General features: G+C 68.8%; 27 protein-coding genes. 16 read left to right on the top strand and 11 right to left on the bottom strand.

Annotated elements, in window-relative coordinates:
• Nucleotides 1-3: 3 nt before the first annotated feature.
• From sufC to ACN6M5_RS04465, 3 genes are all read left to right on the top strand, one after another.
• Nucleotides 4-798, top strand: a complete 795-nt coding sequence (gene sufC / locus ACN6M5_RS04475) for a Fe-S cluster assembly ATPase SufC (protein WP_085371174.1) — start codon at nt 4-6, stop codon at nt 796-798.
• A 9-nt stretch (nt 799-807) separates the two neighbouring features.
• Complete coding sequence (locus tag ACN6M5_RS04470) at nt 808-1,137, top strand: metal-sulfur cluster assembly factor (RefSeq protein ID WP_055893974.1); 330 nt, start codon at nt 808-810, stop codon at nt 1,135-1,137.
• 111 nt (nt 1,138-1,248) lie between these two features.
• Complete coding sequence (locus ACN6M5_RS04465; RefSeq protein ID WP_168689499.1) at nt 1,249-2,847, top strand: ABC-F family ATP-binding cassette domain-containing protein; 1,599 nt, start codon at nt 1,249-1,251, stop codon at nt 2,845-2,847.
• A 10-nt stretch (nt 2,848-2,857) separates the two neighbouring features.
• On the opposite strand, the gene ACN6M5_RS04460 is transcribed toward ACN6M5_RS04465, so the two are convergent.
• From ACN6M5_RS04460 to ACN6M5_RS04450, 3 genes are read right to left on the bottom strand one after another with little or no spacing between them, the layout of a single operon-like run.
• Complete coding sequence (locus ACN6M5_RS04460) at nt 2,858-3,715, bottom strand: SURF1 family cytochrome oxidase biogenesis protein (protein WP_434948657.1); 858 nt, start codon at nt 3,713-3,715, stop codon at nt 2,858-2,860.
• A complete protein-coding gene (locus ACN6M5_RS04455; RefSeq protein WP_210723939.1) occupies nt 3,712-3,945 on the bottom strand; it encodes a hypothetical protein in 234 nt (77 codons plus the stop codon). The genes ACN6M5_RS04460 and ACN6M5_RS04455 overlap by 4 nt, the downstream gene beginning before the upstream one ends.
• A complete protein-coding gene (locus tag ACN6M5_RS04450) occupies nt 3,942-4,256 on the bottom strand; it encodes a DUF3099 domain-containing protein (protein ID WP_085371178.1) in 315 nt (104 codons plus the stop codon). The genes ACN6M5_RS04455 and ACN6M5_RS04450 overlap by 4 nt, the downstream gene beginning before the upstream one ends.
• A gap of 60 nt (nt 4,257-4,316) precedes the next feature.
• On the opposite strand from ACN6M5_RS04450, the gene fabG reads away from it, so the two are divergent.
• The 5 genes from fabG to ACN6M5_RS04425 all read left to right on the top strand — a co-directional run bounded on the left by fabG (nt 4,317) and on the right by ACN6M5_RS04425 (nt 8,114).
• Nucleotides 4,317-5,027, top strand: a complete 711-nt coding sequence (gene fabG / locus ACN6M5_RS04445; protein WP_434948655.1) for a 3-oxoacyl-ACP reductase FabG — start codon at nt 4,317-4,319, stop codon at nt 5,025-5,027.
• 159 nt (nt 5,028-5,186) lie between these two features.
• Nucleotides 5,187-5,741 carry a TasA family protein gene (locus ACN6M5_RS04440; RefSeq protein WP_434948654.1) on the top strand — a complete coding sequence of 185 codons (555 nt, stop codon included), beginning with the start codon at nt 5,187-5,189 and terminating at the stop codon, nt 5,739-5,741.
• A gap of 38 nt (nt 5,742-5,779) precedes the next feature.
• A complete protein-coding gene (locus ACN6M5_RS04435) occupies nt 5,780-6,322 on the top strand; it encodes an LPXTG cell wall anchor domain-containing protein (protein WP_434948652.1) in 543 nt (180 codons plus the stop codon).
• Complete coding sequence (locus tag ACN6M5_RS04430; RefSeq protein WP_434948651.1) at nt 6,319-7,491, top strand: RCC1 domain-containing protein; 1,173 nt, start codon at nt 6,319-6,321, stop codon at nt 7,489-7,491. Before ACN6M5_RS04435 ends, ACN6M5_RS04430 begins: the two co-directional genes overlap by 4 nt.
• Nucleotides 7,482-8,114, top strand: coding sequence for a S24/S26 family peptidase (locus tag ACN6M5_RS04425; protein ID WP_434948650.1), 633 nt, complete (start codon nt 7,482-7,484; stop codon nt 8,112-8,114). The genes ACN6M5_RS04430 and ACN6M5_RS04425 overlap by 10 nt, the downstream gene beginning before the upstream one ends.
• Here ACN6M5_RS04425 and serB read toward each other — a convergent pair.
• Complete coding sequence (gene serB / locus ACN6M5_RS04420) at nt 8,020-8,685, bottom strand: phosphoserine phosphatase SerB (protein ID WP_434948649.1); 666 nt, start codon at nt 8,683-8,685, stop codon at nt 8,020-8,022. The two genes, ACN6M5_RS04425 and serB, sit on opposite strands and share 95 nt — an antisense overlap.
• Complete coding sequence (locus ACN6M5_RS04415) at nt 8,682-9,923, bottom strand: glucose-1-phosphate adenylyltransferase (protein ID WP_085370640.1); 1,242 nt, start codon at nt 9,921-9,923, stop codon at nt 8,682-8,684. Before ACN6M5_RS04415 ends, serB begins: the two co-directional genes overlap by 4 nt.
• Before the next feature lie 46 nt (nt 9,924-9,969).
• On the opposite strand from ACN6M5_RS04415, the gene glgA reads away from it, so the two are divergent.
• From glgA to ACN6M5_RS04400, 3 genes are all read left to right on the top strand, one after another.
• Nucleotides 9,970-11,154 carry a glycogen synthase gene (glgA, locus tag ACN6M5_RS04410; RefSeq protein WP_434948648.1) on the top strand — a complete coding sequence of 395 codons (1,185 nt, stop codon included), beginning with the start codon at nt 9,970-9,972 and terminating at the stop codon, nt 11,152-11,154.
• A gap of 22 nt (nt 11,155-11,176) precedes the next feature.
• The gene (locus tag ACN6M5_RS04405; RefSeq protein WP_434948647.1) at nt 11,177-11,974 is read left to right on the top strand and encodes an ABC transporter ATP-binding protein; all 798 of its coding nucleotides are present in this window, start codon (nt 11,177-11,179) and stop codon (nt 11,972-11,974) included.
• Nucleotides 11,975-12,092: 118 nt separating this feature from the next.
• Entirely contained in the window at nt 12,093-12,344 is a 252-nt protein-coding gene (locus ACN6M5_RS04400; protein ID WP_085370637.1) for a type B 50S ribosomal protein L31, read from the top strand.
• Nucleotides 12,345-12,420: 76 nt separating this feature from the next.
• On the opposite strand, the gene ACN6M5_RS04395 is transcribed toward ACN6M5_RS04400, so the two are convergent.
• The 3 genes from ACN6M5_RS04395 to treS all read right to left on the bottom strand — a co-directional run bounded on the left by ACN6M5_RS04395 (nt 12,421) and on the right by treS (nt 15,277).
• Nucleotides 12,421-12,753, bottom strand: a complete 333-nt coding sequence (locus ACN6M5_RS04395) for a DUF4190 domain-containing protein (RefSeq protein WP_434948646.1) — start codon at nt 12,751-12,753, stop codon at nt 12,421-12,423.
• 66 nt (nt 12,754-12,819) lie between these two features.
• Nucleotides 12,820-13,506, bottom strand: coding sequence for a 3'-5' exonuclease (locus tag ACN6M5_RS04390; RefSeq protein WP_168689489.1), 687 nt, complete (start codon nt 13,504-13,506; stop codon nt 12,820-12,822).
• A gap of 61 nt (nt 13,507-13,567) precedes the next feature.
• Nucleotides 13,568-15,277, bottom strand: coding sequence for a maltose alpha-D-glucosyltransferase (treS, locus tag ACN6M5_RS04385; protein ID WP_434948645.1), 1,710 nt, complete (start codon nt 15,275-15,277; stop codon nt 13,568-13,570).
• Nucleotides 15,278-15,411: 134 nt separating this feature from the next.
• Here treS and ACN6M5_RS04380 point away from each other — a divergent pair, with 134 nt between their 5' ends.
• The 3 genes from ACN6M5_RS04380 to ACN6M5_RS04370 are packed head-to-tail and all read left to right on the top strand — an operon-like array spanning nt 15,412 to nt 19,520.
• Complete coding sequence (locus tag ACN6M5_RS04380) at nt 15,412-16,326, top strand: alpha/beta fold hydrolase (RefSeq protein WP_434948644.1); 915 nt, start codon at nt 15,412-15,414, stop codon at nt 16,324-16,326.
• Entirely contained in the window at nt 16,323-17,414 is a 1,092-nt protein-coding gene (locus ACN6M5_RS04375; protein WP_434948643.1) for a glycosyltransferase family 4 protein, read from the top strand. Before ACN6M5_RS04380 ends, ACN6M5_RS04375 begins: the two co-directional genes overlap by 4 nt.
• A gap of 54 nt (nt 17,415-17,468) precedes the next feature.
• Complete coding sequence (locus ACN6M5_RS04370; RefSeq protein WP_434948642.1) at nt 17,469-19,520, top strand: cell wall-binding repeat-containing protein; 2,052 nt, start codon at nt 17,469-17,471, stop codon at nt 19,518-19,520.
• Between the two features lie 18 nt (nt 19,521-19,538).
• On the opposite strand, the gene ACN6M5_RS04365 is transcribed toward ACN6M5_RS04370, so the two are convergent.
• Together ACN6M5_RS04365 and ACN6M5_RS04360 are read right to left on the bottom strand one after the other, a co-directional pair.
• Nucleotides 19,539-20,138 (bottom strand): histidine phosphatase family protein, encoded by a 600-nt coding sequence (locus ACN6M5_RS04365; protein ID WP_434948641.1) that lies wholly within the window; start codon nt 20,136-20,138, stop codon nt 19,539-19,541.
• A gap of 40 nt (nt 20,139-20,178) precedes the next feature.
• Nucleotides 20,179-21,024: a Sir2 family NAD-dependent protein deacetylase gene (locus ACN6M5_RS04360; protein ID WP_085370629.1), complete on the bottom strand. Its 846-nt coding sequence runs from the start codon at nt 21,022-21,024 to the stop codon at nt 20,179-20,181.
• Between the two features lie 121 nt (nt 21,025-21,145).
• On the opposite strand from ACN6M5_RS04360, the gene ACN6M5_RS04355 reads away from it, so the two are divergent.
• Together ACN6M5_RS04355 and ACN6M5_RS04350 are read left to right on the top strand one after the other, a co-directional pair.
• A complete protein-coding gene (locus ACN6M5_RS04355) occupies nt 21,146-21,949 on the top strand; it encodes a TrmH family RNA methyltransferase (protein ID WP_434948640.1) in 804 nt (267 codons plus the stop codon).
• Between the two features lie 48 nt (nt 21,950-21,997).
• Nucleotides 21,998-23,239, top strand: a complete 1,242-nt coding sequence (locus ACN6M5_RS04350) for a D-alanyl-D-alanine carboxypeptidase family protein (protein ID WP_434948639.1) — start codon at nt 21,998-22,000, stop codon at nt 23,237-23,239.
• Between the two features lie 30 nt (nt 23,240-23,269).
• Here the strand turns inward: ACN6M5_RS04350 and ACN6M5_RS04345 are convergent, their stop codons facing one another.
• Complete coding sequence (locus ACN6M5_RS04345; RefSeq protein ID WP_085370626.1) at nt 23,270-24,052, bottom strand: SGNH/GDSL hydrolase family protein; 783 nt, start codon at nt 24,050-24,052, stop codon at nt 23,270-23,272.
• Between the last annotated feature and the right edge of the window lie 77 nt (nt 24,053-24,129).

Genomic DNA, 24,129 nt, shown 5'->3' with positions numbered 1-24,129 from the left:
TCCATGTCAGTCCTTGAGATCCGCGACCTCCACGTCACCGTCGAGACGGAGCAGGGCGTCAAGCCCATCCTGAACGGCGTCGACCTGACCATCCGCGAAGGCGAGATCCACGCGATCATGGGCCCGAACGGCTCGGGCAAGTCCACTCTCGCGTACACGATCGCCGGGCACCCGAAGTACACCGTCACCGGCGGCACCATCACGCTCGACGGCGAAGACGTCCTCGCGATGACCGTCGACGAGCGCGCCCGCGCCGGCCTCTTCCTGGCCATGCAGTACCCGGTCGAGATCCCGGGTGTGACCAACACCAACTTCCTGCGCACCGCCAAGACCGCCATCGACGGCGAGGCTCCGTCGATCCGCTCCTGGGTCAAGGACGTCCGCGAGTCGATGGGCAAGCTCAGGATGGACTCGTCCTTCGCAGAGCGCAACGTCAACGAGGGCTTCTCCGGCGGAGAGAAGAAGCGCAACGAGATCCTGCAGCTCGAGCTTCTGAAGCCGAAGTTCGCCGTGCTCGACGAGACCGACTCCGGCCTCGACGTGGATGCGCTCAAGGTCGTCTCCGAGGGCGTCAACCGCGCCAAGGAGAACACCGGCCTCGGCATCCTCCTGATCACGCACTACACGCGCATCCTGCGCTACATCAAGCCGGACTTCGTGCACGTCTTCGTCGCCGGCCGTGTGGCGGAGCAGGGCGGCCCCGAGCTCGCAGAGCGGCTCGAGGAAGAGGGCTACGACCGTTTCGTGGATGCTCCGGAGCCGGCCAAGGCCGACGCCGCCGAGCTGACAGAGGCGTAGGCTTCCGGTATGCCCGCCACGCTGAGCCCCGCGCTCTTCGACCAGGTCGAAGAGGCGCTGAAGAACGTCATGGACCCCGAGCTCGGGATCAATGTCGTCGACCTGGGCCTCATCTACGACCTGGCCTGGGATGACGAGAACAACGCCCTCATCATCTCGATGACCCTGACGAGCGCAGGCTGCCCGCTCACCGACGTGCTGGAGGAGCAGACCGCAGAGTCGCTCGACGGCATCGTCGAGGCGTTCCGCATCAACTGGGTGTGGATGCCGCCGTGGGGTCCCGAGCGGATCACCGACGACGGGCGCGACATGATGCGCGCGCTCGGCTTCGCCATCTAGCAAGACACCGTGCGAGTGGTCCCGGACCGCCGCGAGCAGCAGCTCGCGCGCGCTCCGGGACCACTGGCGTGAACGACGCTTTTCCCGAACGAACGAACGAATGGATTGACTGTGCTTGCCGTGCAAGACCTCGAGCTCCGAGTCGGAGCCCGGTTGCTCATGGAGAACGTGAGCTTCCGAGTCGCGCCCGGCGACAAGATCGGTCTCGTCGGCCGTAACGGAGCGGGGAAGACCACGCTCACCAAGGTGCTGGCCGGCGACCTGCTGCCGAACGGCGGAAAGGTCGATCGCACGGAGGAGCTCGGCTACCTGCCGCAGGACCCGCGCTCCGGCAACCTGGAAGACCTGGCGCGCACCCGCATCCTGGACGCCCGCGGCCTCGGGTCGATCGTGCTCGGGATGCAGCAGGCGACGCTCGACATGGCGAGCTCGGACGAGAAGGTGTCCGCCGCCGGAATGAAGAAGTACGGGTCGCTGGAGGAGCGCTTCCAGATGCTCGGCGGGTATGCCGCCGAGGCGGAGGCCGCGTCGATCGCGAGCAACCTGAACCTGCCGGACCGCATCCTGGACCAGCCGCTGAAGACGCTGTCCGGTGGTCAGCGGCGTCGCATCGAGCTGGCACGCATCCTGTTCTCCGACGCGCGCACGATGATCCTCGACGAGCCGACCAACCACCTCGACGCGGACTCGGTGATCTGGCTGCGCGAGTTCCTGAAGAACTACACCGGCGGCTTCATCGTCATCTCGCACGATGTGGAGCTGGTGGGGGAGACCGTCAACCGCGTCTTCTACCTGGATGCGAACCGTCAGGTCATCGACATCTACAACATGGGCTGGAAGCACTACCAGCGCCAGCGCGCAGCCGACGAGGAGCGCCGCAAGAAGGAGCGCGCCAACGCGGAGAAGAAGGCGGGCGTCTTGCAGTTGCAGGCCGCCAAGTTCGGCGCGAAGGCGAGCAAGGCCGCCGCTGCCCACCAGATGGTCGCCCGCGCGGAGAAGCTGCTGGCCGGCCTCGAGGACGTGCGCGCCGTCGACCGCGTGGCCAAGCTGCGTTTCCCGACGCCCGCACCCTGCGGCCGCACCCCGCTGCAGGCCAGCGACCTGTCCAAGAGCTACGGCTCTCTGGAGATCTTCACCGCCGTCGACCTCGCGATCGACCGCGGCTCCAAGGTGGTCGTCCTCGGGCTGAACGGTGCGGGGAAGACCACGCTGCTCCGGATGCTCGCCGGCGTCGACAAGCCCGACACGGGCCAGGTGGAGCCCGGTCACGGCCTCCGCATCGGCTACTACGCGCAGGAGCACGAGACGATCGACGTCGACCGCTCCGTGCTGCAGAACATGATGTCCGCGTCACCCAACCTGGCCGAGACCGAGGCGCGCCGCGTGCTCGGCTCATTCCTGTTCACCGGCGACGACTCGCACAAGCCGGCCGGCGTGCTGTCCGGTGGGGAGAAGACGCGTCTCGCCCTCGCGATGATCGTCGTCTCCGGTGCGAACGTGCTGCTGCTCGACGAGCCGACCAACAACCTCGACCCCGCGAGCCGCGAGGAGATCCTGGATGCGCTGGCGCACTACGAGGGCGCCGTCGTCTTGGTCAGTCACGACGAGGGTGCCGTCGAGGCGCTGAACCCCGAGCGCGTCCTCATCCTGCCCGACGGCGTCGAGGACCACTGGAACAGGGACTACCTGGAACTGATCTCGCTGGCCTAGCGCGTCGCGCCTAGCGGGTCGCGTCGATCAGCTCGTCCTCCACGTCGGAGTCCGTCCGCTTGAGTGCCCGCTTCCGCTGGCGCTCTGCGGCCTTCGCCTGCTCCTCCGGGGTGTGCTCGTTGCGCTTGCGGTACTCCGTGAGGAGCGCGTAGCCGAGGCCGAAGAAGCCGATCAGGGCGAAGATGATCCACTGGATCATGTACGACCAGTGCAGTCCCTCATCCTGGGTGGGCGGGTCGGTGACCGTGGGGGTCGGCGTCGACGCCGGAGACGGCTTCTGCGAGTCGAGCAGGCCGTACGCGCCCGTGTACACGTCGTCGGTGCCGAGTTTCTGCTTCACGACGGAGAGCTGGATGGTGCCCACCTGACGGCCGACGGCCGTGCGGCCCGGGATGGCCGGCTCGCTGGCCTTGAGGCGGGCGACGACCGTGACGGTGCCGGACGGGGCGGCGGGGACGTTGTCCGGCGCATCCGTGGTGTTGCCGGTCGGCACCCAGCCGCGGTCGACCATGAACAGGGCGCCGTCTGCCGTGCGCAGGGGAGTGAGCACCTCGAACCCGGGGCTGCCGTTGAACGGGCGGTTGCGCACCAGCAGCTCGTCGTCCTTCTGGTACGTGCCGGTGACCTGCACGCGCGTCCACTCCTGCTTCGGGGAGTACGCGGTGAGGGAGCCGAGCTCGTCGGTGAGCGGGACGGGCTTCGAGTAGAAGTTGTCGGAGATCAGCGCGTTGGCCGCCGCCGCCTCCTTGCTGCGGGCCAGCTGCCAGGCGGACAGGCAGCCGCAGGCGATCGCGAACGCGACGGCGAACGCCAGGTAGCCCAGCCAGCGACGGGAGAACGCGAACCGCCAGCCACCGCTGCCGCTCACGCCGTCGTCCTCTCGGCCACCGGGGGCACGACGGGATGCACGCTCAGCGGGAAGTCCCGCGCGCCCAGGAACTCTCTCAGATAGTCCACGTGCTCGTCGCAGGCGAGCCAGACCTTCACGCGGTCTTCCGAGTGGATCTTCGGGTTGCGCCATTCGATGCGCCAGGCGGCCTGCTCACGGCAGCCCGCGCGCGAGCAGGTCAGGGGTTCCGGTTCACCGAAGCCGATCACTCGTGCGTGCCTCTCGAATCGTCGTCTGCTCGTCCCGCCGGTGGTGGAGGGGTCATGGGAAGGATATTCCCCGGACGCTGAACTTCCGCTCGACGCGGGTCGGTCGAGACGTTGGCGACGACCACGGCGAAGTACGGCAGGAAGATGGCGCCGATCAGCGGGATGATCGCCCACCAGCCCGGCACGAACAGGATCGCGAAGATGCAGACCACACGGATGCCCATGGCGACCGAATACTTGATCATCCGGTGTCGTCGCTCTTCGTCGGGGGAGAGCGGAAGATTCGTGATCGACGGGTGTGGTTGCTTCATGTGCGTTGCACCAAGACTACGTCCATAAACTGGTGAGCGTTTCTATTGAGAGGAAAATGCATGACTACCCAGCGCACCGTGCTCGTCACAGGAGGAAACCGCGGCATCGGCTACGCCATCGCGGAGGAGTTCCTGGCCCAGGGCCACCGGGTGGCCGTCACGGCCCGCTCCGGGGAGGGCCCGGACGGCGCGCTCACCGTCCGCGCCGATGTCACGGACTCCGCGGCCGTCGACGCGGCCTTCGCGGAGATCGAGGAGAAGCTCGGGCCGGTGGAGGTCGTCGTCGCGAACGCGGGCATCACCCGCGACACGCTGCTGATGCGCATGACCGACGAGGACTTCGACACGGTGGTCGACACCAACCTCGGCGGCTCGTTCCGCATCGTCAAGCGCGCATCCAAGGGGATGCTCAAGGCCAGGTTCGGCCGCATCGTCTTCATCTCCAGCGTCGTCGGGCTCTACGGCAGCGCCGGGCAGGTCAACTACGCGGCGTCGAAGGCCGGGCTGGTCGGCATGGCCCGCTCGATCACCAGGGAGCTCGGCGGGCGCGGGATCACCGCCAACGTCGTGTCGCCCGGCTTCATCGAGACCGACATGACCGCAGCGCTGCCGGAAACGCAGCAGGCCGAATACAAGCGCAACATCCCGGCCGGACGGTTCGCCACGGCCGGCGAGGTCGCCAAGGTCGTCGCGTGGGTCGCGGGGGAGGACGCCGGATACATCTCGGGCGCCGTTATTCCTGTCGACGGCGGTCTTGGTATGGGACACTAAACCTATATCGGAATACTGACATACAAATGTCAATGTAACTAGCTCTGATGTCACCGACCGGGATAGGTTGGCGCGCAATCGGGATGCGGACGGCGTAGGTTCGCCGGCACCTCCGCATCCCGTGCAGCGCGACAGCGCTCTATCTGGAGGTGGCACACAATGGCGAAGACGCTTACTCCCAAGTTCAAGGTCCTGGCGGCGATGGGCATCGTCCTGACGGCAGCGGTCGGCATGACGCTCGCGGCGTTCACGGACACGGGCAACGTGGAGACGACGTTCACGTCGGGCTCGCTCGACCTGAAGTTCGACAACGATCAGGACGGCAATCCCACGAACTACCTGGTCGACTTCAGCGCGGGTTTCGACAACCTGGCACCCGGAGCCACGGTCTCCCGCGATCTGCAGGTCTTCAACTCGGGCACGATCGACGCGGACCTCGCTCTCGCGGTCCCGCAGATCACGAACTCGGCCGGCACCCCGGCCTCAGCGCTGGAGGACGACCTCTCCATCGTGATCACCGACACGTCGGATTCCGCGACGCTCTACAGCGGACCGCTGACCGGTGCGACGTTCTCGGCGCTCGACATCGCATCCGGCGGCTCGGCGAACGGGCGCACGCTCCACCTCGAAGTGACCCTCGACCCGGCAGCGGCCACCGATGTGGCCGGGCAGAGCGTGTCGGTGGTGTTCCCCTTCACGGCCACGCAGGCGTAGCCGGAACGACGACGAGGGGATGCACGATGGAAGCAGTCATGTCCGTCCAGCGGTCGTCGCTGATCTCAGACCCGCCAGGGCTGGTGTTCAGCGACCTGAAGCCTGGCGACTCGGTGGATGAGACGGTCACGGTGACCAACAGTGCTCCGTACCCCGTCCAGCTGAGCGACCATGTGACGCGCGACGGTCAGCTCTTCCAGGGCGCGCATCCCCTCGTCGTGTCGTTCGCGGTGACGCCGGACGCCGGGAGCGGCGGCTGTCCCGGCGTCGCCGACGCCCTGGCCGCGCACGCGACGGCCACGGTGCACGTCACCGCCGACTTCCCCGCGGAGGCCGGCAACGAGTATCAGGCGCAGAGCGGAACGGCGACGCTCTTCTTCACCGCGACGCAGCTCAGTCCCGATCAGTGCGCCGGCGGCGTGGTGGTCCGTCCGCCGATCGGGGCTGAGCCGCCGGTCCAGCTCCCGCACACCGGGATCGACGTCTCCGGCGTGGTCTTCCTCGCGGTGGCGCTGCTCGTGCTCGGAGCGGTCGCGCGGGTCGCCGTGCGTCGCAGGACGGAACGGAGGATCGACGGATGAGGGCTCTCGGACGCATCTCCCTGCTCGGAGTCGCCGGGCTGCTCGTGCTGGCGACCGTCCCCGCGTCGTCTGCGGCCTTCGTCGACACCGGCGGGGTCGAGACGACGCTCGCCTCCACGGCAGCCGCCCCTGTGCCGCTGGCCGGAATCGAGGCGGGGGTGGACTTCTCTCTCGGCTGGACGGCCAACGGCACCCTGTACGCCTGGGGAGCGAACGATGTCGGGCAGCTCGGGCTGGGGGACAGCGCGGCGCGCGATACGCCGACGTTCGTCCCGATGCCGGGCGGAGCGTCCGTGGTCTCCGCCTCGGCGGGCGTCAACGCATCCATCGCCCTGACCAGCACTGGCGACGTGTACACCTGGGGCAGCAGCGATATCGCGCCGAGCGGCGCCGTACCCGGCCTGATCCCCGCGCTCTCCGGCCAGGATGTAGTGGGTGTCTCGTCCGGCGGTTTCTTCTTCCTCGCCTGGACGGGCGACGGCCGGCTGTTCTCCTGGGGCAACAACGGCGGGGGCAGGCTCGGACGGACGGGCACGGGGATTCAGCTCACTCCCGCGCGGGTGACGGCCCAGGGCATCGACAGCCGGGTCGTGACGAGCGCGGCCGCAGGGCGGCATTTCGGCACGGCGCTGACCGATGGGGCGACGACCGTCCTGGGCTGGGGTTCGTTCTTCAATGCCGCCGCGGGTGTGACGTTCAGCGGGCTTCCGACGGACAGCACCGCCGCCGGCATCGACGCCGGCGACGCGATCGTGTTCGCCTGGACGGCGGACGGGCGGCTGTTCAGCGGAGACACCACGTTCGCCTTCACCCAGAACAGCACTCTCGCCGGTGTCGCCATCCGGCACGCCGTCGCCAGCCTGCCCCAGTCCGGCCCGAGCTCGTACTTCGCCTGGGGAGACGACGGAGTGCTCTACGGCTGGGGGCTGAACACGTCGGGGCAGCTCGGGCTGGGGGACACCGTCGACCGCGCGACGCCGACGCCGGTGCCCGTTCCGGGCGGGTCGTCGGTCGCAGAGCTCGCGGAGGGAAACGCCCACACCCTGTTCATCGGCCAGGACGGCGCCTTCTCTGCGACAGGATCGAACACGTCCGGGCAGCTCGGGACGGACGACACGGTCAGCAGGAACACGTTCAGTGCTCCGGTGTTCGTCGTCGGGTGGCCGTGACGACCGCGCGGGCGCGCTCGTGGGCTGGGCGGCCGCTCGGGCGCACTGCGCGGATCACGCTCAACGTCGCGGCCATCGTCGGGCTGCTCTGCCTGGTGCTGGGCGCCGTCGCGTTCGTCACCGGGGTGCGCCCGATCATCTTCCAGACCGGATCGATGGCGCCCGGCATCCCGGCGGGTGCGCTGGCGCTGACCGTGCCCGTCTCTGCGGACGACATCCGGGTGGGAGACGTCATCGGCGCGCCGCGCGCCGGCGACGGCAAGCTCGTGACGCACCGCGTGGTCGGCATGGAGCGCCACGGCGACCTCCGGCTGATCCGGATGCGCGGCGACGCCAACCACGCGGACGACGCGACGCCGTACGACGTCACGAACGGTGCTCAGCGCCTGGTGTGGTCGGTGCCGGGCGTCGGGGAGGCGATGGCGAACATCCGGAGCCCGTGGCTGTTCGTCGGGCTGATCGCGCTGCTGGCGTTGATCGCGGTGCCGACCAGGCGCGCCACGCACAGGGCGAAGACGCGCGCGGAGGTCAGCCGCGCAACCCGAGCAGGGGAAGCACCTGCGACAGATCCTGACGATCCACCACGACATCGGCCGCTGCCCGCACCGCCGGCTTCGCGTTGAACGCGACGGACAGTCCGGCCACCGCCATCATCCGGAGGTCGTTCGCGCCGTCGCCGATCGCGACGGTCTGAGCCAGCGGGATGCCGGCGTCCTCCGCCCACGCGCGGAGTGCTGACGCCTTGGCCTCCGCATCCACGACCCCGCCGGTCACGGCTCCGGTCAGCACTCCGTCGACGACCTCCAGGCGGTTGGCGCGCCAGTGGTCGAGGCCGAGGCGCTCTCCGAGCGGGTCGAGCGTCTCGTGGAAGCCGCCGGAGACGACACCAACCACCCCGCCCGCCGCGTGCACCCCGGCGATCAGCTCCGGGACGCCGTCCGTCACCGTGATGCGCTCACCGACCCGCGAGAAAACGGAGGACGGCAGCCCGGCGAGCGTCTTGACGCGCTCGCGCAGGCTCTGCTCGAAGTCCAGCTCTCCGCGCATCGCGCGCTCGGTGACCTCCGCCACCTCCCGGCGTGCGCCGGCCTCCTCGGCCAGCAGCTCGATGACCTCGTCGTGGATGAGGGTCGAGTCTGCGTCGAGGACGACGAGGAAACGTGCTGCTGTTGCTGTGGTGCTCCTGCCGGTCATGGAACGACGTGCACTCCCTTGCCGACCACGGTGAGCCCGGAGTCGGTGACGGTGAAGCCGCGTGCGCGGTCGCGCTCGGGGTCGACCCCGATGGATGCGCCTTCCGCGACCACCACGTCTTTGTCCAGGATCGCGCGGCCGACGAACGCGTTCGCGCCGATCACCGCGCGCTCGAAGACCACCGAGTCGACGACCTTGGCGCCGGAGTCGACGGTCGCCCACGGTCCGAGCACACTGCGCTCCAGGTGGGCGCCCGAGATCACCGAGCCGAGCGACACGATCGAGTCGATGGTCGTGCCGAGCGCTCCGCGGCCGTCGCGCACGATCTTCGCGGGAGGCGAGTTGAGCACCTGGCTGAAGATCGGCCACTCGCGGTTGTAGAGGTTGAACACCGGGAGGGCGGAGATGAGGTCTTGGTGGGCCTCGAAGAACGAGTCGATCGTTCCCACATCCCGCCAGTAGTAGCGGTCGCGGTCGGTCGAGCCCGGAACGTCGTTGCGGTTGAAGTCGTAGACGGCCGCCTCGTCGCGCGCCACGAAGTCGGGGATGATGTCTCCACCCATGTCGTGGTTGGAGTCCGGCCGGTCGCCGTCTCGCACGACCGCGTCGATCAGCGCGTCGGCGTCGAAGACGTAGTTGCCCATCGAGGCGAGCACCTCGCCGGGCGAGTCCGGCAGCCCGATCGGGTCGCTCGGCTTCTCGCGGAACGCGCCGATCCTGTCCGGGCGCTCCGGGTCGACCTCGATCACGCCGAACTGGTCGGCCAGGCCGATCGGCTGGCGGATCGCCGCGACGGACGCGGGAGCGCCGGACGCGATGTGCGCCTCGATCATCTGGCCGAAGTCCATCCGGTAGACGTGGTCGGCGCCGACGACGACCACGATGTCCGGCTTCTCGTCGCGCAGCAGGTTGAGGCTCTGCAGGATCGCGTCGGCCGAGCCGCTGAACCAGCGCTTTCCGAGGCGCTGCTGGGCGGGCACGGACGCGATGTAGGAGTTGAGCATCCCGTCGAGCCGCCACGTCTGCGAGACGTGCCTGTCGAGGCTGTGCGACTTGTACTGGGTCAGGACGACGATCTGGCGCAGCTGCGAATTGATGAGATTCGAGAGCGCGAAGTCGATGAGTCGATACTGCCCGCCGAACGGAACGGCCGGCTTCGCGCGGTCTGCCGTCAACGGCATCAACCGCTTCCCTTCGCCACCCGCGAGAACAATGCCGAAGATCTTCTTGCCTGCCATGCCACCACAGTAGAGGCAACATGCGACCTGTACTAGCGTTCACGACATGCGCGTTGATCTTCTGACCCGGGAATACCCGCCGGACATCTATGGCGGAGCCGGTGTGCACGTCACCGAACTCGTCCGGGCGTTGCGCACGGACACGGAGGTGCAGGTGCGCTGTTTCGGCGAGCCGCGCACCGAAGAGGACGTGCACGCATACCGCGTGCCGCATGAACTCGCTGGCGCGAATGCCGCGATCAGCACACTCGGCGTCGACCTGCAGATGGCGCAGGACTGCGGGGGAGCAGACCTGGTGCACTCGCACACCTGGTACGCGAACAGTGCCGGCCACCTCGCGAAGCTGCTGCACGGCATCCCGCACATCGTCACCGCGCACAGCCTGGAGCCGCTGCGGCCCTGGAAGGCCGAGCAGCTCGGCGGCGGATACCGCGTGTCGAGCTGGGCGGAGAAGACGGCGTTCGAGGCCGCGGACCGCGTGATCGCGGTGAGCGAGGGGATGCGCCGCGACATCCTGGCCGCATACCCCGCGCTCGACCCGGAGCGCGTGACCGTGATCTACAACGGCATCGACCTCGACCGCTGGCAGCCGCTCGACGACGACGACCGGGCGAGAGCGCTCGGCATCGATCCCGACCGTCCCGCCGTGATCTTCGTCGGCAGGATCACCAGGCAGAAGGGCCTGCCGTACCTGTTGCGCGCCGCCAGGATGCTGCCGAAGGAGGTGCAGGTCATCCTCTGTGCAGGAGCGCCGGACACGCCGGAGATCATGGCGGAGGTCAGCAGCGGCGTCGAGCAGCTGCAGGCGGAGCGCGACGGTGTGGTCTGGATCGACAGGCTGCTGTCGCAGGAGGAGCTGCGGGTGGCGCTGACCGCATCCACCGTGTTCGTCTGCCCGTCCATCTACGAGCCGCTCGGCATCGTGAACCTCGAGGCGATGGCCTGCGGGCTGCCGGTGGTCGGCACGGCGACGGGAGGCATCCCCGAGGTGATCGTGGACGGCGTGACCGGGCGCCTGGTGCCCATCGAGCAGGCCACGGACGGCACGGGGACGCCCACCGATCCGGATGCGTTCGTCGCCGACCTGGCGGCGGCGCTGACCGAGGTGGTCGGCGACCCGGAGCGTGCGGCTCTGATGGGCAGCGCCGGCCGGCTGCGGGCCGAGACGGCGTTCAGCTGGGCCTCCATCGCGGAGCAGACACGGGAGCTGTACCGGTCCGTCCTGGCCTGATCGCGCCGCTAGGCTAGAGGGTATGTCCAGCGTTCTTCAGCTTCACGATGTGTCCGTCGTCCGCGACGGGAATACGGTTCTCGATTCGGTGAACTGGACGGTGGAGCCCGACGAACGCTGGGTCGTCCTCGGCCCGAACGGCGCAGGCAAGACGACGCTGCTGCAGATCGCCGCCGCCGCGCTGCACCCCACCTCCGGTGAGGCGGAAGTGCTCGGCGAGCCGATTGGTCACAGCGACCTGTCGGAGCTGCGCCCGCGCCTCGGCTTCGCGTCGAGCGCGCTTGCCCGGCGTATCCCGCGCACGGAGACGGTGCTCGACGTGGTGATGACCGCCGCGTACGCCGTGACCGGTCGCTGGAACGAGGAGTACGAGGAGATCGACGAGAGGCGCGCCCGCCGCGTCCTCGGCGAGTGGAACCTCGACCACCTCGCGGAGCGCACCTTCGGCAGCCTGAGCGACGGAGAGCAGAAGCGCGTGCAGATCGCGCGGTCGGTGATGACCGACCCCGAGATCCTGCTGCTCGACGAGCCGGCGGCCAGCCTCGACCTCGGCGGTCGCGAGGAGCTGCTGCAGCTGCTCGGCGGATACGCGAGCGACCCGAACTCTCCGGCGATCGTGATGGTCACCCACCACGTGGAGGAGATCCCGCTCGGTTTCAACAGGGCACTCCTGCTGGCCAACGGGGGCGTGGCCGCGCAGGGCACGCTCGACGAGGTCATCACGGCGGAGCGTCTCGGCGAGACGTTCGGCGTGGACGTGGAGCTGACCGAACTGGACGGACGCTACAGCGTTCGTGCGCGTCGCGGCTCCGCTGACTGAACATCTGCTAAACTCGATAGCTGGCCCACCAGCCGACCTACTTTCCGCGCTGGGCTCGATGCATTCCTTCGATGCTCAGGCCACAACCGACAATTCACTACGCAACAAGGAAGTCCTGATGAAGACTGACATCCACCCCGACTACGCTCCGGTGGTTTTCCGCGACCTGGCCTCGGGTGCGGTGTTCCTCACCCGTTCGACCGTCACGAGCGAGAAGACGATCGAGTGGGAAGACGGCACCGTTTACCCGGTGATCGACGTCGAGATCTCGTCCGAGTCGCACCCGTTCTACACGGGCAAGCAGCGCATCATGGACTCCGCCGGTCGCGTCGAGAAGTTCAACTCGCGCTACAAGAACTTCGGCAAGTAACACACGCCAACGAGGAAGGCCCCGACCGTTCTGGTCGGGGCCTTCGTCGTTGGCTGGGCTGTTATCGAGTGGTGGCTCAGTAGGTGTACGTGTTGGGGTTCGCCGCGACGACCGCGACGAGGATCACGAAGAAGATGATGCCGATGATGATCTCGGCGAAGCCGATGATGATCGCCGCGATGGCGAGGCCGCGGCCCTGCTCACCGGTGCGCTTGATCTGGGAGAGGGCGACGAAGCCGAGGATGATGCCGACGATGTTGACGAAGAACGCCAGGATGAAGCCGACGATCGCCATCGTGTTGTAGCCGCGGGCGGCCGGAGCGCCCTGGTACGGCTGCTGGTATGGCTGCTGGCTCTGCGGCTGCTGCTCAGGAGGAAGTGGCTGCGGGTTGAGGTTTGAATCGCTCATACCCGTTATGGTACCAATCAGCAGATTCTAAGCCAACCGACAGAAATACAACCGGATGCATGGACCTCAGCGCAGCGGCCAGGCTCCGGAGGTCGTGAAGCCGGGGTCGCGCACGCGGCGCATGTACTCCTGGAAGTCTGCGGCCTGCTCGCGGCACCAGTCCACCTGCATCCGGTGCAGCTCGGCGGCCTCGAAGGCGAGCGCCTCGGTGTGCACGCGGGCGAGCGCCTGGGCGACCCGTCCGGCGGCGATGGCGTCGGCGCCCGCATCGTGGGCGTCGGTCAGGTCGACGCCGTAGTACGTGGCCGTGACCTCGAGGGTGCGCTTGCCCCTGCGGTACTTGTCGACCGCCTTGTCGATCACGAGCGGGTCGACGATGGGGCCGGGGGAGACGAGCGGGGAGACGCCGTGACGACGCGCCTCGCGGTCGAGCAGGGTGAAGTCGTACGGCGCGTTGTACGCCACCACCGGGATGCCGCGGCTGAAGAGCTCCCGCAGCGCATCCACGATCTGGGCGGTCGCGACGGCCGCGGGCATCCCGTTGGTGGAGGCGTGCTCGGTGGTGATGCCGTGCACGGCGGTGGCGCCGGCCGGGATCTCCACGCCGGGGTCGACGAGCCAGTCCTGGCGCTGCACGATCGTGCCGGTGTGGTCGAGGAGTCCGACGTGCGCTGTGACGATGCGCGCCGTCTCCACATCGATGCCGGTGGTCTCCAGATCGAAGACGCCCAATTCCTGATGCCACGTACTCATGGATTCAGCGTATGAGCGACCACCGTCAGGCCAGGGACCGACACGGCCCTCGCCAGGATGCTCAGCTGTGGCGGGGCTCGATGTGCAGCCAGTAGAAGTTCTGCGTGCCGAGCGTCAGCGTGAACCGGCCGTCCTCCGCGACGGTCGGGAACTCCGCGCCGCCGAACAGGTCGTACAGGGTCGCTCCGGCGAACTCCGGCGCCTCCAGCGAGACCGAGACCGGGTTGTGCGCGAACGAGAACACGCACAGCACGTCCTCCGGCTGGTCGCCGAAGTGCGAACCGCTGCCCTCGTACGAGCGCACGAACGCCAGCACGGACTCGTGGTTGGTCTGCAGCACCCGGATCGTGCCGAGCCCGAACACCGGATGCGCCTTCCGCACGTGGATCACGTTGCGGATCCAGTGCAGCAGCGAGCGCGACTGGGCCAGCTGCGCCTCCACGTTCACCTGGTTGTAGTGGTACACCAGCGACTGGACGACGGGCAGGAAGAGCTTGCCGGGGTCTGCGGTGGAGAAGCCGGCGTTGCGGTCCGGCGTCCACTGCATCGGCGTGCGAGAGCTGTCGCGGTCGGGCAGCCAGATGTTGTCGCCCATCCCGATCTCGTCGCCGTAGTAGAGGAACGGGCTGCCCGGGAGGGAGAACAGCAGGGCGTGCGCCAGTTCGAGTTCGGCGCGCGAGTTGTCGAGCAGGGGAGCGAGGCGGCGCCGGATGCCGATGTTGGCGCGCATCCGTGGGTCGTATGCGTACCAGCCGTACATGGCCTGCCGGTACTCCTCGCTGACCATCTCGAGCGTCAGCTCGTCGTGGTTGCGGAGGAAGACGCCCCAGGCGGAGCCGTCCGGCACGTCGAGCGTCTCGGACAGCACCCTGACCAGCTCGGCGGACTGCTGCGAGCGCAGGGCGTAGAAGATGCGCGGCATGACGGGGAAGTCGAACGCCATGTGGCACTCCGGCTCCTCCTCCGTTCCGAAGAACGCGGCGACCTCGCGCGGCCACTGGTTCGCCTCGGCGACCATCATGCGGCCCGGGTACTCGCGGTCGACCATCTCGCGCAGCTTCTTGATGAAGTCGTGCGTCTTCGGCTCGCCCTCGCCGTTGCCCTCGTCGGACTCGTAGAGGTAGGGGATCGCATCCAGCCGGAAGCCGTCGACGCCGAGGTCGAGCCAGAACCGGACGATGTCGAACATCGCATCGTGCACGGCCGGGTTCTCGAAGTTGAGGTCGGGCTGGTGCGAGAAGAAACGGTGGAAGTAGTACTGGCGGCGCGCCTCGTCGAACGCCCAGTTGGAGTCCTCGGTGTCGACGAAGATGATGCGGATGTCCGGCCACTTGTCGTCAGTGTCGTTCCAGACGTAGAAGTCGCCGTACGGCCCCTCCGGGTCGGAGCGGGACTGCTGGAACCACTCGTGCTGGTCGGAGGTGTGGTTCATCGGCAGGTCGATGATGATGCGCATGTTGCGCTCGTGCGCCTTGGTCACGAGGTCGCGGAACTCGTCGATCGTGCCGAACTCGGGCAGGATCGCCCGGAAGTCCGACACGTCGTATCCACCGTCGCGCAGCGGCGACTGGAAGAACGGCGGGAGCCAGAGCGCGTCGATGCCGAGCCACTGCAGGTAATCGAGCTTCGAGGTGAGCCCGGCGAGGTCACCCGACCCGTCTCCGTTGCTGTCGACGAACGACCGCACCATGACCTCGTAGAACACCGACCGGCGGTACCACTGCGGGTCGAGGGTGAGCCCGGGCAGCGTGATGGGCGCAGTGAAACTCACGGTTCTCCTTCCGGCACGGTGGCCGACTGCAAGCGATTACAACCAGTCGAGTCTAGGTGGTCGCGATAGTGCCGTGTCCAGTCCTGTGAGCACATTGCCGGGGGTGGCATCCGCGCTGCCTAGACTGGTCTGCGATGAGCCCTTCCTCCGCACATACTGCTTCACCATACGCCGACGCGCTCGACCGTCTACCGGTGCGCACGGCCGAGGTGTCGATCCTCGGCGGCACCACCAGGTACTGGGACTACGGAGACCCGTCGGCGCCGACGACGCTCGTGCTGGTCCACGGCTTCCGCGGCGACCACCACGGCCTGGAGCCGGTGGTCGCCCAGCTGCGCGGCGTGCGGATGATCTCGCCCGACCTGCCGGGCTTCGGGGCATCCACCCCTCTGACGCAGGCGAAGCACGACATCGACGGGTATGCGCGCTGGCTGCGGGCGTTCGTCGGATCACTCGGGATCGACGGCAGGTTCGTGCTGCTCGGCCACTCGTTCGGTTCCATCGTGGTGTCGGCGGCCCTGGCGGAGGAGGCGGCACCGGATGCGCTGCACCCGCACGACGTCGTCCTGGTCAACCCGATCGGCCAGCCGGCGCTCGAAGGACCGCGCGGCATCATGACGCGCCTCGCGATCTTCTACTACTGGCTCGCGGCAGCGCTGCCCCGTGGCCTCGGCTTCGGCCTGCTGCGCAACCGCGCGATCGTGCGCGTGATGAGCGTGACGATGGCGAAGACCAAAGACAAATCGCTTCGGCGCTGGATCCACGACCAGCACGACCGCTACTTCAGCGCGTTCAGCGACAGGGATGTGGTGCTCGACGCGTTCACCGCTTCGGTGTCGCACGACGTCAGCGAGTACGCGGCGCGCATCCGGGAGCGGACCCTACTGGTGGCGGCGCAGAAGGACGACATCACGCCCATCTCCGCCCAGTACCGGCTGCAGAAGCTGTTCCCGGATGCGCGGCTCGTCGTCATCCCCGGCGTCGGCCACCTCATCCACTACGAGACCCCGGCAGAGGCCGCCAGAGCGATCGAGGACTTCCTGGCATGAAGATCGTGTTCGACTGCCGCTACACCAGAATCGGCCGCCACGACGGGATCAGCCGGTACACGGCCGGGCTCGTCGCCGCCCTGGCGAAACGCCACCCCGTCACCATGCTGATCAGCGACCACCGCCAGCTGGAGATGCTGCCGAACCTGCCGTGGGAGCTGATCGGCTCACCGACCAGCGCGGGAGAGCCGTGGGTGGCCAAGCAGGTCAACCGGCTGAAGCCGGACGTGGTGTTCACGCCGATGCAGACGATGGGCGGCTGGGGCCGCCGCTACCGGCTGGTGCTCACTGTGCACGACCTCATCTACTACCGCAACCGCACGCCACCGCGCGACCTGCCTGCGCCCATCCGGTTGCTGTGGCGGCTGTACCACCTGGCCTGGTGGCCGCAGCGGATGCTGCTCAACCGGTCGGATGCGGTGGTGACGGTCTCGCAGACCACCAAGCAGCTGATCGCCGAGCACAAGCTGACCAGGCGGCCCGTGCACGTGGTGCCGAACGCCGCCGACATGCCGGAGCTCGACCCTGTCCGCGCATCCCGTACCAGCCCGGAGACGAAATCGCTGGTCTACATGGGCTCGTTCATGCCGTACAAGAACGTCGAGACGCTCGTGCGCGCCGCAGCGCTGCTTCCCGACTACGAGCTGCACCTGATGAGCAGGGTGAGCGACGCGGAGCGCGCCAGGCTGGCCGCCGTCGCCCCGGAGGCGCGGATTGTGTTCCACAACGGGGCGAGCGACGAGGAGTATGCGGACACGGTCGCGGCGGCCACGGCCCTGGTGACCGCGTCGCGCGACGAGGGGTTCGGCATCCCGCTGGTCGAGGCGATGACCCTCGGCACGCCCGTGGTGGTCAGCAACATCCCGATCTTCCGGGAGATCGGGGGAGAGGCCGCGCTGTTCTTCGAAGCGGACTCCGCCGAGCAGGCCGCCGCGCGCATCCGGCACCTGGAGGAGGAGGGCGTCTGGGCCGCACGATCGGCCGCGTCGAAACGCGAAGCGGAGCGCTTCACCTGGGACGCGTCGTCTGAACATCTTCTCACGGTGCTCACCGCGGCGGCCGCGAGGGCGAAACGAAAGCTCGATTGATGTCATAATCGCGTCGATGTGCAGTGGTGCACACTTCGAAGAGGGGGACGGGGAATGTCGATGCGACGCTGGGGGAGGACGGCCGCTGCCGTCGGGATCGTGGCGGTGACCGCGATGGCGGGAGCCGTGCTGGGGGCGCTGCCCGCGAACGCGAGCCAGGACCTGTACCGGGTGGTGAACACGATCCCTGTGGTTCCTGGTGGTGGCGACGGGATCGCGACGATCCCCACCATGGCGGTCGATCAGGGCACGAACACCCTGTTCGCGCTGGTGACGGAACGCGCGCACAGCGACCTGTCCGTGGTCGACCTCACCGACGGCTCTCTGACGAAGACGCTGCCTCTGCCGGTCATCCCGGAGGGAGTCGCCATCGATGAGGCGCGGCACCTCGTCTACGTCACGGTCGAGGACCTGGACGCCGGGACCACCTCGCTCGCGGTGTTCAGCACCACGAGCCTGACGCAGGTGGCGACCATCCAGCTCGGCGCCGTGCATCTGATCGGTTCCAGCGGGGACAGCGGGATCGCCGTCGACACCGCGACGGGCTCCGTCTACGTCGTCGGGGACCGCCAGGTGGGCGCAGCTCAGACGCCATCCTTCCTGGTGCTGACCGCCGCGCAGATCGCCACCGCGGTCGGCGGTACGGCTGTCACGCCGACGCCGGTCGCGCTCCCGGCCACACAGCAGCAACCGGCCGGGATCGCCATCGACCCCGCCGGAGGCGTCGTGTACGCGGTGACGTCGTCGCCGACGGACTCCACGCTGTTCGCCTTCAGCACGGCGACGAACGCGTCGACAGGAACCATAGCGCTGACGGGGATCGCGCACGTCGCAACCGTCGACCCGTCCACGGGCGTCGTGTACATCTCGCGTCGCACGTCGGCGTTCTCGTCCGCGTACGAGCTGGCGATCGTGCCGCGCGGGGGCTCGGCCGTGACCGCGACCATCGGCCTTCCCGCCCAGGCGGAGGCGCTCCAGGTCGACCAGACGGCCGGCACGCTCTACGTCGCCGTCTCGCAGCCGTTCGAGGGCGGAACCGCGAACGCGGTGCTCGCGGTCACCACCGCGTCGAAGACGGTGGTCGGCTATGTCCCCGTGCCGACGCCGGCCGGTATCGCCGTGAACCAGGCGACAGGGTCCGTGTACGTCTCCGGTGCGAACGCGGGCAACACGCTCGTGTCCGTAGTGCGGAAGATCACCACCGACCGGGTGGCGGGCAGCGACCGCTTCGCGACCTCGGTGGCCGTCTCGAAGAAGGCGTTCCCCGGCACGGCGCCGGTCGTCTACGTCGCCTCCGGCCTGAACTATCCGGATGCGCTGGCGGCAGGACCGGCAGCGGTGAAGCGCGGCGGCCCGCTGCTGCTCACACCGCCGACCGGGCTCACGCCGGATGTCGCGGCGGAGGTTGCACGGCTCAAGCCGGCGAAGATCGTGGTCGCCGGTGGCGCAGCATCCGTCTCCGACCACGTGCTGAGCCAGCTGCGCTCGGCGGCGCCGTCGGCGACGGTGAGCCGCGCAGCGGGTGACGACCGGTTCTCCACCTCGCGCTCCGTCGTGACGGGGGCGTTCTCGTCTGCGACCACCGTGTACCTGGCCTCCGGGCTGAACTTCCCGGATGCGCTGTCGGCCGGAGGGGCTGCGGGCTCGAAGGGCGCTCCCGTGCTGCTCGTCAACGGCGCTGCGGACTCCGCTGACGCGGCGACGACGGCGTTGCTGAGGTCGCTCGGGGCGACGAAGGTCGAACTGGTCGGCGGAACGTCGGTGATCTCGAGCGGTGTGGAGTACTCGCTGACGCAGAGCGGCTTCACGGTCAGCCGTCTCGCCGGATCGGACAGGTACTCCACGGCGGAGGCGGTCAACGTGACCACCTACCCCACCGCATCCAGGGCGATCATCGCCACCGGCTTCGGCTACCCGGATGCCCTCGCGGCGAGCAGCTGGGCAGGCAAGACGTCCTCGCCGCTGTTCCTCGCTCCCGGCAGCTGCGTGCCGACCGGTGTGCTGGCCGACATGGGCCGCCTCGGCGTCCGCACGGTCACCCTGATCGGTGGCCCGACCGTCCTGACGACGGAGGTCGAGGGGCTCACGCCGTGCGGAGGGATGTAGCGGAGGGCTGAGCGCGGCTCAGAGCACCGACGCCGTGAACAGGTCCCTGTCCTCCGGGTGGAGGTTGAAGCGGTCGAGCGTGAGCGTGCCGTCCTCGTAGACGAACTCGTGCACGGAGCCGTTCGGGATGACCTCGCCGGGGCCGGGCAGCGCGTGATCGGTGACGTGGCGCACCAGGGAGCCGATCACGCCGCCGTGGCTGACCACGATGACGGACTCGCCCTGGTGCCGCTCCCCGAGCTCCAGCAGGGCAGGGAGGGCGCGCTCGACGACTTCGTCGCGGGATTCGCGGCCGGGCACGGGCGTGCCCTCCGGCCAGCGGGCCAGGATCTCGGCGCCGGTGAGGCCCTCCGCGTCGCCGTAGCTGCGTTCCGCGACCTCGGGAAGGGGGACGGGAGCATCCAGACCGGTGTGCGACGCGATGATGCTCGCCGTCTCGCTCGCGCGGCTCAGGGGGCTCGCGTAGATGGCGTCATAGCTGCCGCCCGCGAGCGCGCGGCCCGTGGCCTCCGCCTGCTCGCGCCCCGTGTCGTTCAACGGGATGTCGCTCGACCCCTGGATGCGTTTGGCGAGGTTCCAGTCGGTCTGACCGTGGCGAACAAGGGAGATTCTGGTCACGCGCGTCCTTTCAGGCGAGGACGCGGAGGCGGCGGCTGGGCTAGGTGAGCCTCGCCGCGAGTTCGACGAGTGTCTCCGTCGTCCCTGCGTTCAGCTTAATGGTCGCGCGACCGTCGCCCTTGGTGTCGCCCCTGTTGATGATGACGATCGGCAGCTTGCGCCGCCTCGCCTCCTCCAGCAACCGGATGCCCGAGTTGACCGCCAGGGACGACCCGGCGATGATCAGTGCCTCCGAGCTGCGGACGAGCGCACTCGCCTCCCGGTACTTCTCCGCAGGGATGAACTCGCCGAAGAACACCACGTCCGGCTTGAGGCGACCACCGCAGACCGTGCAGTCCGGCACCTGGAACGCATCCACGTCTGTGACGATCGCGTCGCCGTCCGGGGCGATCTCGACGGCGCCGTCCGCGTCCAGCCACGGGTTGGCCTTCTCGATGCGCGCGGCGATGGCCTCACGGGCGAAGATCTGGCCGCAGACCAGGCAGAGCACCCGATCCATCGCGCCGTGCAGGTCGACCACCTTGCGGGAGCCCGCCTGCTTGTGCAGGCCGTCCACGTTCTGGGTGATGACGCCGTTGGCCGCGCCGCCGAGCTCGAGCGCCGCGATGGCGCGGTGGCCGTCGTTCGGGGCCGCGGCGGCGAACCGGCGGTAGCCGAGGTGGCTGCCCGCCCAGTACCGTTTGCGGAAACCGTCGTCGGCGAGGAACTGCTGGAACGTCATCGGCGTGCGCTTCGGCGCGCCCTCGCCGCGGTAGTCGGGGATGCCGGAGTCCGTCGAGACGCCGGCCCCGGTGAGCATGGCGAAGCGGCGGCCGCTCAGCAGGTCGACCGTCGCGTCCAGGTCTCTGGCCAGTTCGGGAGAGAGCTCCGTCGTCACCGTTGCCACAGGCATCCTCCAGTCGGTTCTGTCAGAAGTCTAAACACGCGAGTTTTCCGGAATGTTTCCGACGACTGGCAATCTGTAAGCTGCACCGCGATCCTCCGGTGCTGAACGAGAGGCCCCAGCCGTGCGCATCGAACGCATCACCGACCTGACCACCGACGGGCTCGCCGACTACTCGCGGCTCACCGACGTGGCCCTGCGCCGCGTCAGCGAGCCGGAGGGAGGCCTGTACATCGCGGAGTCGTCGAAGGTGATCACGCGCGCACTGGCAGCCGGGCACCGCCCGCGCTCCGTGCTGCTGCAGGAGCAGTGGCTGGCAGACATCGAACCGCTGCTGGCCGGATACCCGGACGTGCCGGTGTTCGTCGGAGCGAGCGGCGTGCTCGAAGAGCTCACCGGCTACCACCTGCACCGTGGGGCCCTGGCGGCGATGCACCGCCCGGTACTGCCCGACCCCGCCGACCTGCTCAGGGATGCCCGGCGCGTCGTGGTGCTGGAGGACATCGTCGACCACACCAACGTCGGGGCGATCTTCCGCTCGGTCGCCGGCCTCGGCGCCGACGCCGTGCTGGTGAGCCCGCGCTGCGCGGACCCGCTGTACCGCAGGAGCGTGCGCGTCAGCATGGGCACAGTGCTGCAGGTGCCGTGGACGCGCATCCCGGAGTGGGACGAGGCAGCGCCGATCCTGCACGACGCCGGGTTCGAGATCGCTGCGCTCGCTCTCGCCGACGACGCCGTCGAACTCGGGGCGTACGCGTCGGACGCTCCCGAGCGGGTGGCGCTCGTGCTCGGGTCGGAGGGCGACGGGCTGAGCAGGAGAGCGCTGGCCGCGGCGGACACGGTGGTGACCATCCCGATGCTGCACGGGGTCGACTCGCTCAACGTGGCGTCGGCGAGTGCTGTCGCACTCTGGGCGTTGACGCGTTGACCGCGCGTTCTCAGCCGACGCCTCGGTAGCCCCGCATACAATTCTCGGGTGTCAGACCAGCCTCGCCGTGTGTCCCCCCAGGTGTACCGCCGTCGCCGGATCGTCGTCTTCAGCCTCGTCGGGGTCGTCCTCGCCAGCCTGATGTACCTGTCCGGCTCGCTGTTCGGGCCGGTGCCTGCGACCGCCGCCGTGGTGCAGCACGAGAAGAGCATCGCGCAGCCGGCCGCCCAGCTGGCCTGGCCGGGATGGGGTGCGAGCGCCATCTCCGCCCCGGATGTGGACGGTGCCACCGAATACCACGGCAGCGACAAGAGCCTGCCGATCGCGAGCGTGACGAAGACGATCACCGCGCTCGTCGTGCTCGACGCGAAGCCGATCAGTGGAGGGTCGGAAGGCCCGACGATCGACTTCACCCAGAAGGACGTCGACATCTGGAACCAGGTGATCGCCGACGGCGGATCGTGGGCGCCGGTCGTCGCCGGCACCTCGATGACCGAGAAGCAGGCGCTCACCGCGATGCTGCTGCCGTCGGCGAACAACTACGCGATCTCGCTGGCCAACTGGGCGTACGGCTCCACGGACAAGTTCGTGAAGGCGGCGAACGGGTGGCTGGCGGACAAGAAGTTCACCGGCACCCACCTCACCAGCCCGGACGGCCTCGACCCCGGCAGCGTCAGCACCACGAAAGACCTGATCGGCATCGGCAAGCTCGTGCTCGCCGACCCCGTGCTCTCCTCGATCGTGTCGCAGAAGTCCGCGACCCTCCCCGGCGCAGGCGCGCAGGACAACACGAACACACTGCTCGGCTTCGAGGGCATCGACGGGATCAAGACGGGCAACACCGACGAGGCGGGCAACTGCCTCCTGTTCTCCGCGGAGATCGGCGTGGGAAGCAACAAGGTGCGCGTGGTCGGCGCCGTGCTCGGCGCACCGACCCACGACGACCTGTGGGCGGCCGTCAAGGCGCTGCTTGTCAGCATGAAGGGCGGCTTCCACCAGGTGGATGCGTCGACCGTCGGGCAGCAGTACGGCACGTACTCGACCCCCTGGGGAGCGAAATCCGCCCTCGTCTCCACCTCGACGAAGAGCTTCGTCGTGTGGTCGGACACGCCCATCCAGGTGGACATGCAGACGCGCACGATCCAGTCGGGCCGCAAGGGCGACGTGGTCGGTCAGGTCACCTTCACCCTCAACGGCAAGACCCAGACCGCCCAGCTCGCGCTCGCGAAGGACGTCCCGGACCCCGGCCTCGGCTGGCGCCTCGCCCACCCGGGCGGCCTCGGCGCCTGACCCGCGCGCGCCTCAGCTCGATCGGCGGGGCTAGGGGAGGCGGAAGGGGCCCGCGTCCGGGCGCTTGGGGAGGACGTGGTCGCCGGAGGACTGGTGGCGGATGCGCCGGACCACCCAGGGCACGAGGTATTCGCGCGCCCAGGAGATGTCCTCCGAGCGGGCCTGGCGCCAGGTGCGCGGCGGCAGCGGCTCCGGCTGCAACGGCTGCAGGTCGTTCTCGACGTTGAGCGCCGCGAGCACCATGCGGGCGACGGTGTGGTGCCCGAGCGGGGCGAGGTGGAGGCGGTCCGGCGCCCACATCCGCTGGTCCTGGATCTCGGTCAGTGACCACTGGTCTGCCACGATCGCGTCGTACTTGGCCGCGACGGCGCGCACGTTCTCGTTGTAGATCGCGACCTTGCCGCGGATGCCGCGGAACACGGGGGAGAAGCCGACGTCGACACCGGTGAACACGACGACGGTCGCCCCGTCGGCGCTGAGCTGTGAGACGGCCTGGTCGAACAGCGCGGCGATCTGGTCGGGGTCCGTGCCGGGCCGGATGACGTCGTTGCCGCCGGCGGAGATGGTGATCAGGTCGGGACGCAGGGCGACCGCCGGGGCGACCTGCTCATCCAGGATCTGCTTGATCAGCTTGCCGCGCACGGCGAGGTTGGCGTATGCGAAGTCGTCGGTCTGGCTGCTCAGCACCTCGGCGACGCGGTCGGCCCAGCCGCGGTGTCCGCCGGGGCTGCCCGGCTCAGGGTCGCCGATCCCTTCCGTGAACGAATCGCCGATGGCGACGTAGCGGGACCACGGATGCTGCGCTTCGGACATACCTTCATTCTGCACCTTGGCATCCTGGGCGCACGTTCGGGCCGCACTCAGACGGGACGCAGGAGGCACGCAGACGG

The sequence above is a fragment of the Leifsonia araucanica genome (genome assembly GCF_051161895.1).
Taxonomy (GTDB): domain Bacteria; phylum Actinomycetota; class Actinomycetes; order Actinomycetales; family Microbacteriaceae; genus Leifsonia.
This window is presented reverse-complemented; position numbering and strand designations above follow the sequence as displayed.

What these genes read in the sequence shown, in the direction of transcription:
- ACN6M5_RS04405 (WP_434948647.1), top strand. Translation starts at nt 11,177, where the DNA reads ATGTCCAGCGTTCTTCAGCTTCACGATGTGTCCGTCGTCCGCGACGGG.
- glgA (WP_434948648.1), top strand. Translation starts at nt 9,970, where the DNA reads ATGCGCGTTGATCTTCTGACCCGGGAATACCCGCCGGACATCTATGGC.
- serB (WP_434948649.1), bottom strand. Translation starts at nt 8,685, where the DNA reads ATGACCGGCAGGAGCACCACAGCAACAGCAGCACGTTTCCTCGTCGTC.
- ACN6M5_RS04435 (WP_434948652.1), top strand. Translation starts at nt 5,780, where the DNA reads ATGTCCGTCCAGCGGTCGTCGCTGATCTCAGACCCGCCAGGGCTGGTG.
- ACN6M5_RS04400 (WP_085370637.1), top strand. Translation starts at nt 12,093, where the DNA reads ATGAAGACTGACATCCACCCCGACTACGCTCCGGTGGTTTTCCGCGAC.
- ACN6M5_RS04470 (WP_055893974.1), top strand. Translation starts at nt 808, where the DNA reads ATGCCCGCCACGCTGAGCCCCGCGCTCTTCGACCAGGTCGAAGAGGCG.
- ACN6M5_RS04415 (WP_085370640.1), bottom strand. Translation starts at nt 9,923, where the DNA reads ATGGCAGGCAAGAAGATCTTCGGCATTGTTCTCGCGGGTGGCGAAGGG.
- fabG (WP_434948655.1), top strand. Translation starts at nt 4,317, where the DNA reads ATGACTACCCAGCGCACCGTGCTCGTCACAGGAGGAAACCGCGGCATC.
- ACN6M5_RS04450 (WP_085371178.1), bottom strand. Translation starts at nt 4,256, where the DNA reads ATGAAGCAACCACACCCGTCGATCACGAATCTTCCGCTCTCCCCCGAC.
- ACN6M5_RS04380 (WP_434948644.1), top strand. Translation starts at nt 15,412, where the DNA reads ATGAGCCCTTCCTCCGCACATACTGCTTCACCATACGCCGACGCGCTC.
- ACN6M5_RS04375 (WP_434948643.1), top strand. Translation starts at nt 16,323, where the DNA reads ATGAAGATCGTGTTCGACTGCCGCTACACCAGAATCGGCCGCCACGAC.
- ACN6M5_RS04440 (WP_434948654.1), top strand. Translation starts at nt 5,187, where the DNA reads ATGGCGAAGACGCTTACTCCCAAGTTCAAGGTCCTGGCGGCGATGGGC.
- ACN6M5_RS04345 (WP_085370626.1), bottom strand. Translation starts at nt 24,052, where the DNA reads ATGTCCGAAGCGCAGCATCCGTGGTCCCGCTACGTCGCCATCGGCGAT.
- ACN6M5_RS04370 (WP_434948642.1), top strand. Translation starts at nt 17,469, where the DNA reads ATGTCGATGCGACGCTGGGGGAGGACGGCCGCTGCCGTCGGGATCGTG.
- ACN6M5_RS04430 (WP_434948651.1), top strand. Translation starts at nt 6,319, where the DNA reads ATGAGGGCTCTCGGACGCATCTCCCTGCTCGGAGTCGCCGGGCTGCTC.
- sufC (WP_085371174.1), top strand. Translation starts at nt 4, where the DNA reads ATGTCAGTCCTTGAGATCCGCGACCTCCACGTCACCGTCGAGACGGAG.
- ACN6M5_RS04395 (WP_434948646.1), bottom strand. Translation starts at nt 12,753, where the DNA reads ATGAGCGATTCAAACCTCAACCCGCAGCCACTTCCTCCTGAGCAGCAG.
- ACN6M5_RS04390 (WP_168689489.1), bottom strand. Translation starts at nt 13,506, where the DNA reads ATGAGTACGTGGCATCAGGAATTGGGCGTCTTCGATCTGGAGACCACC.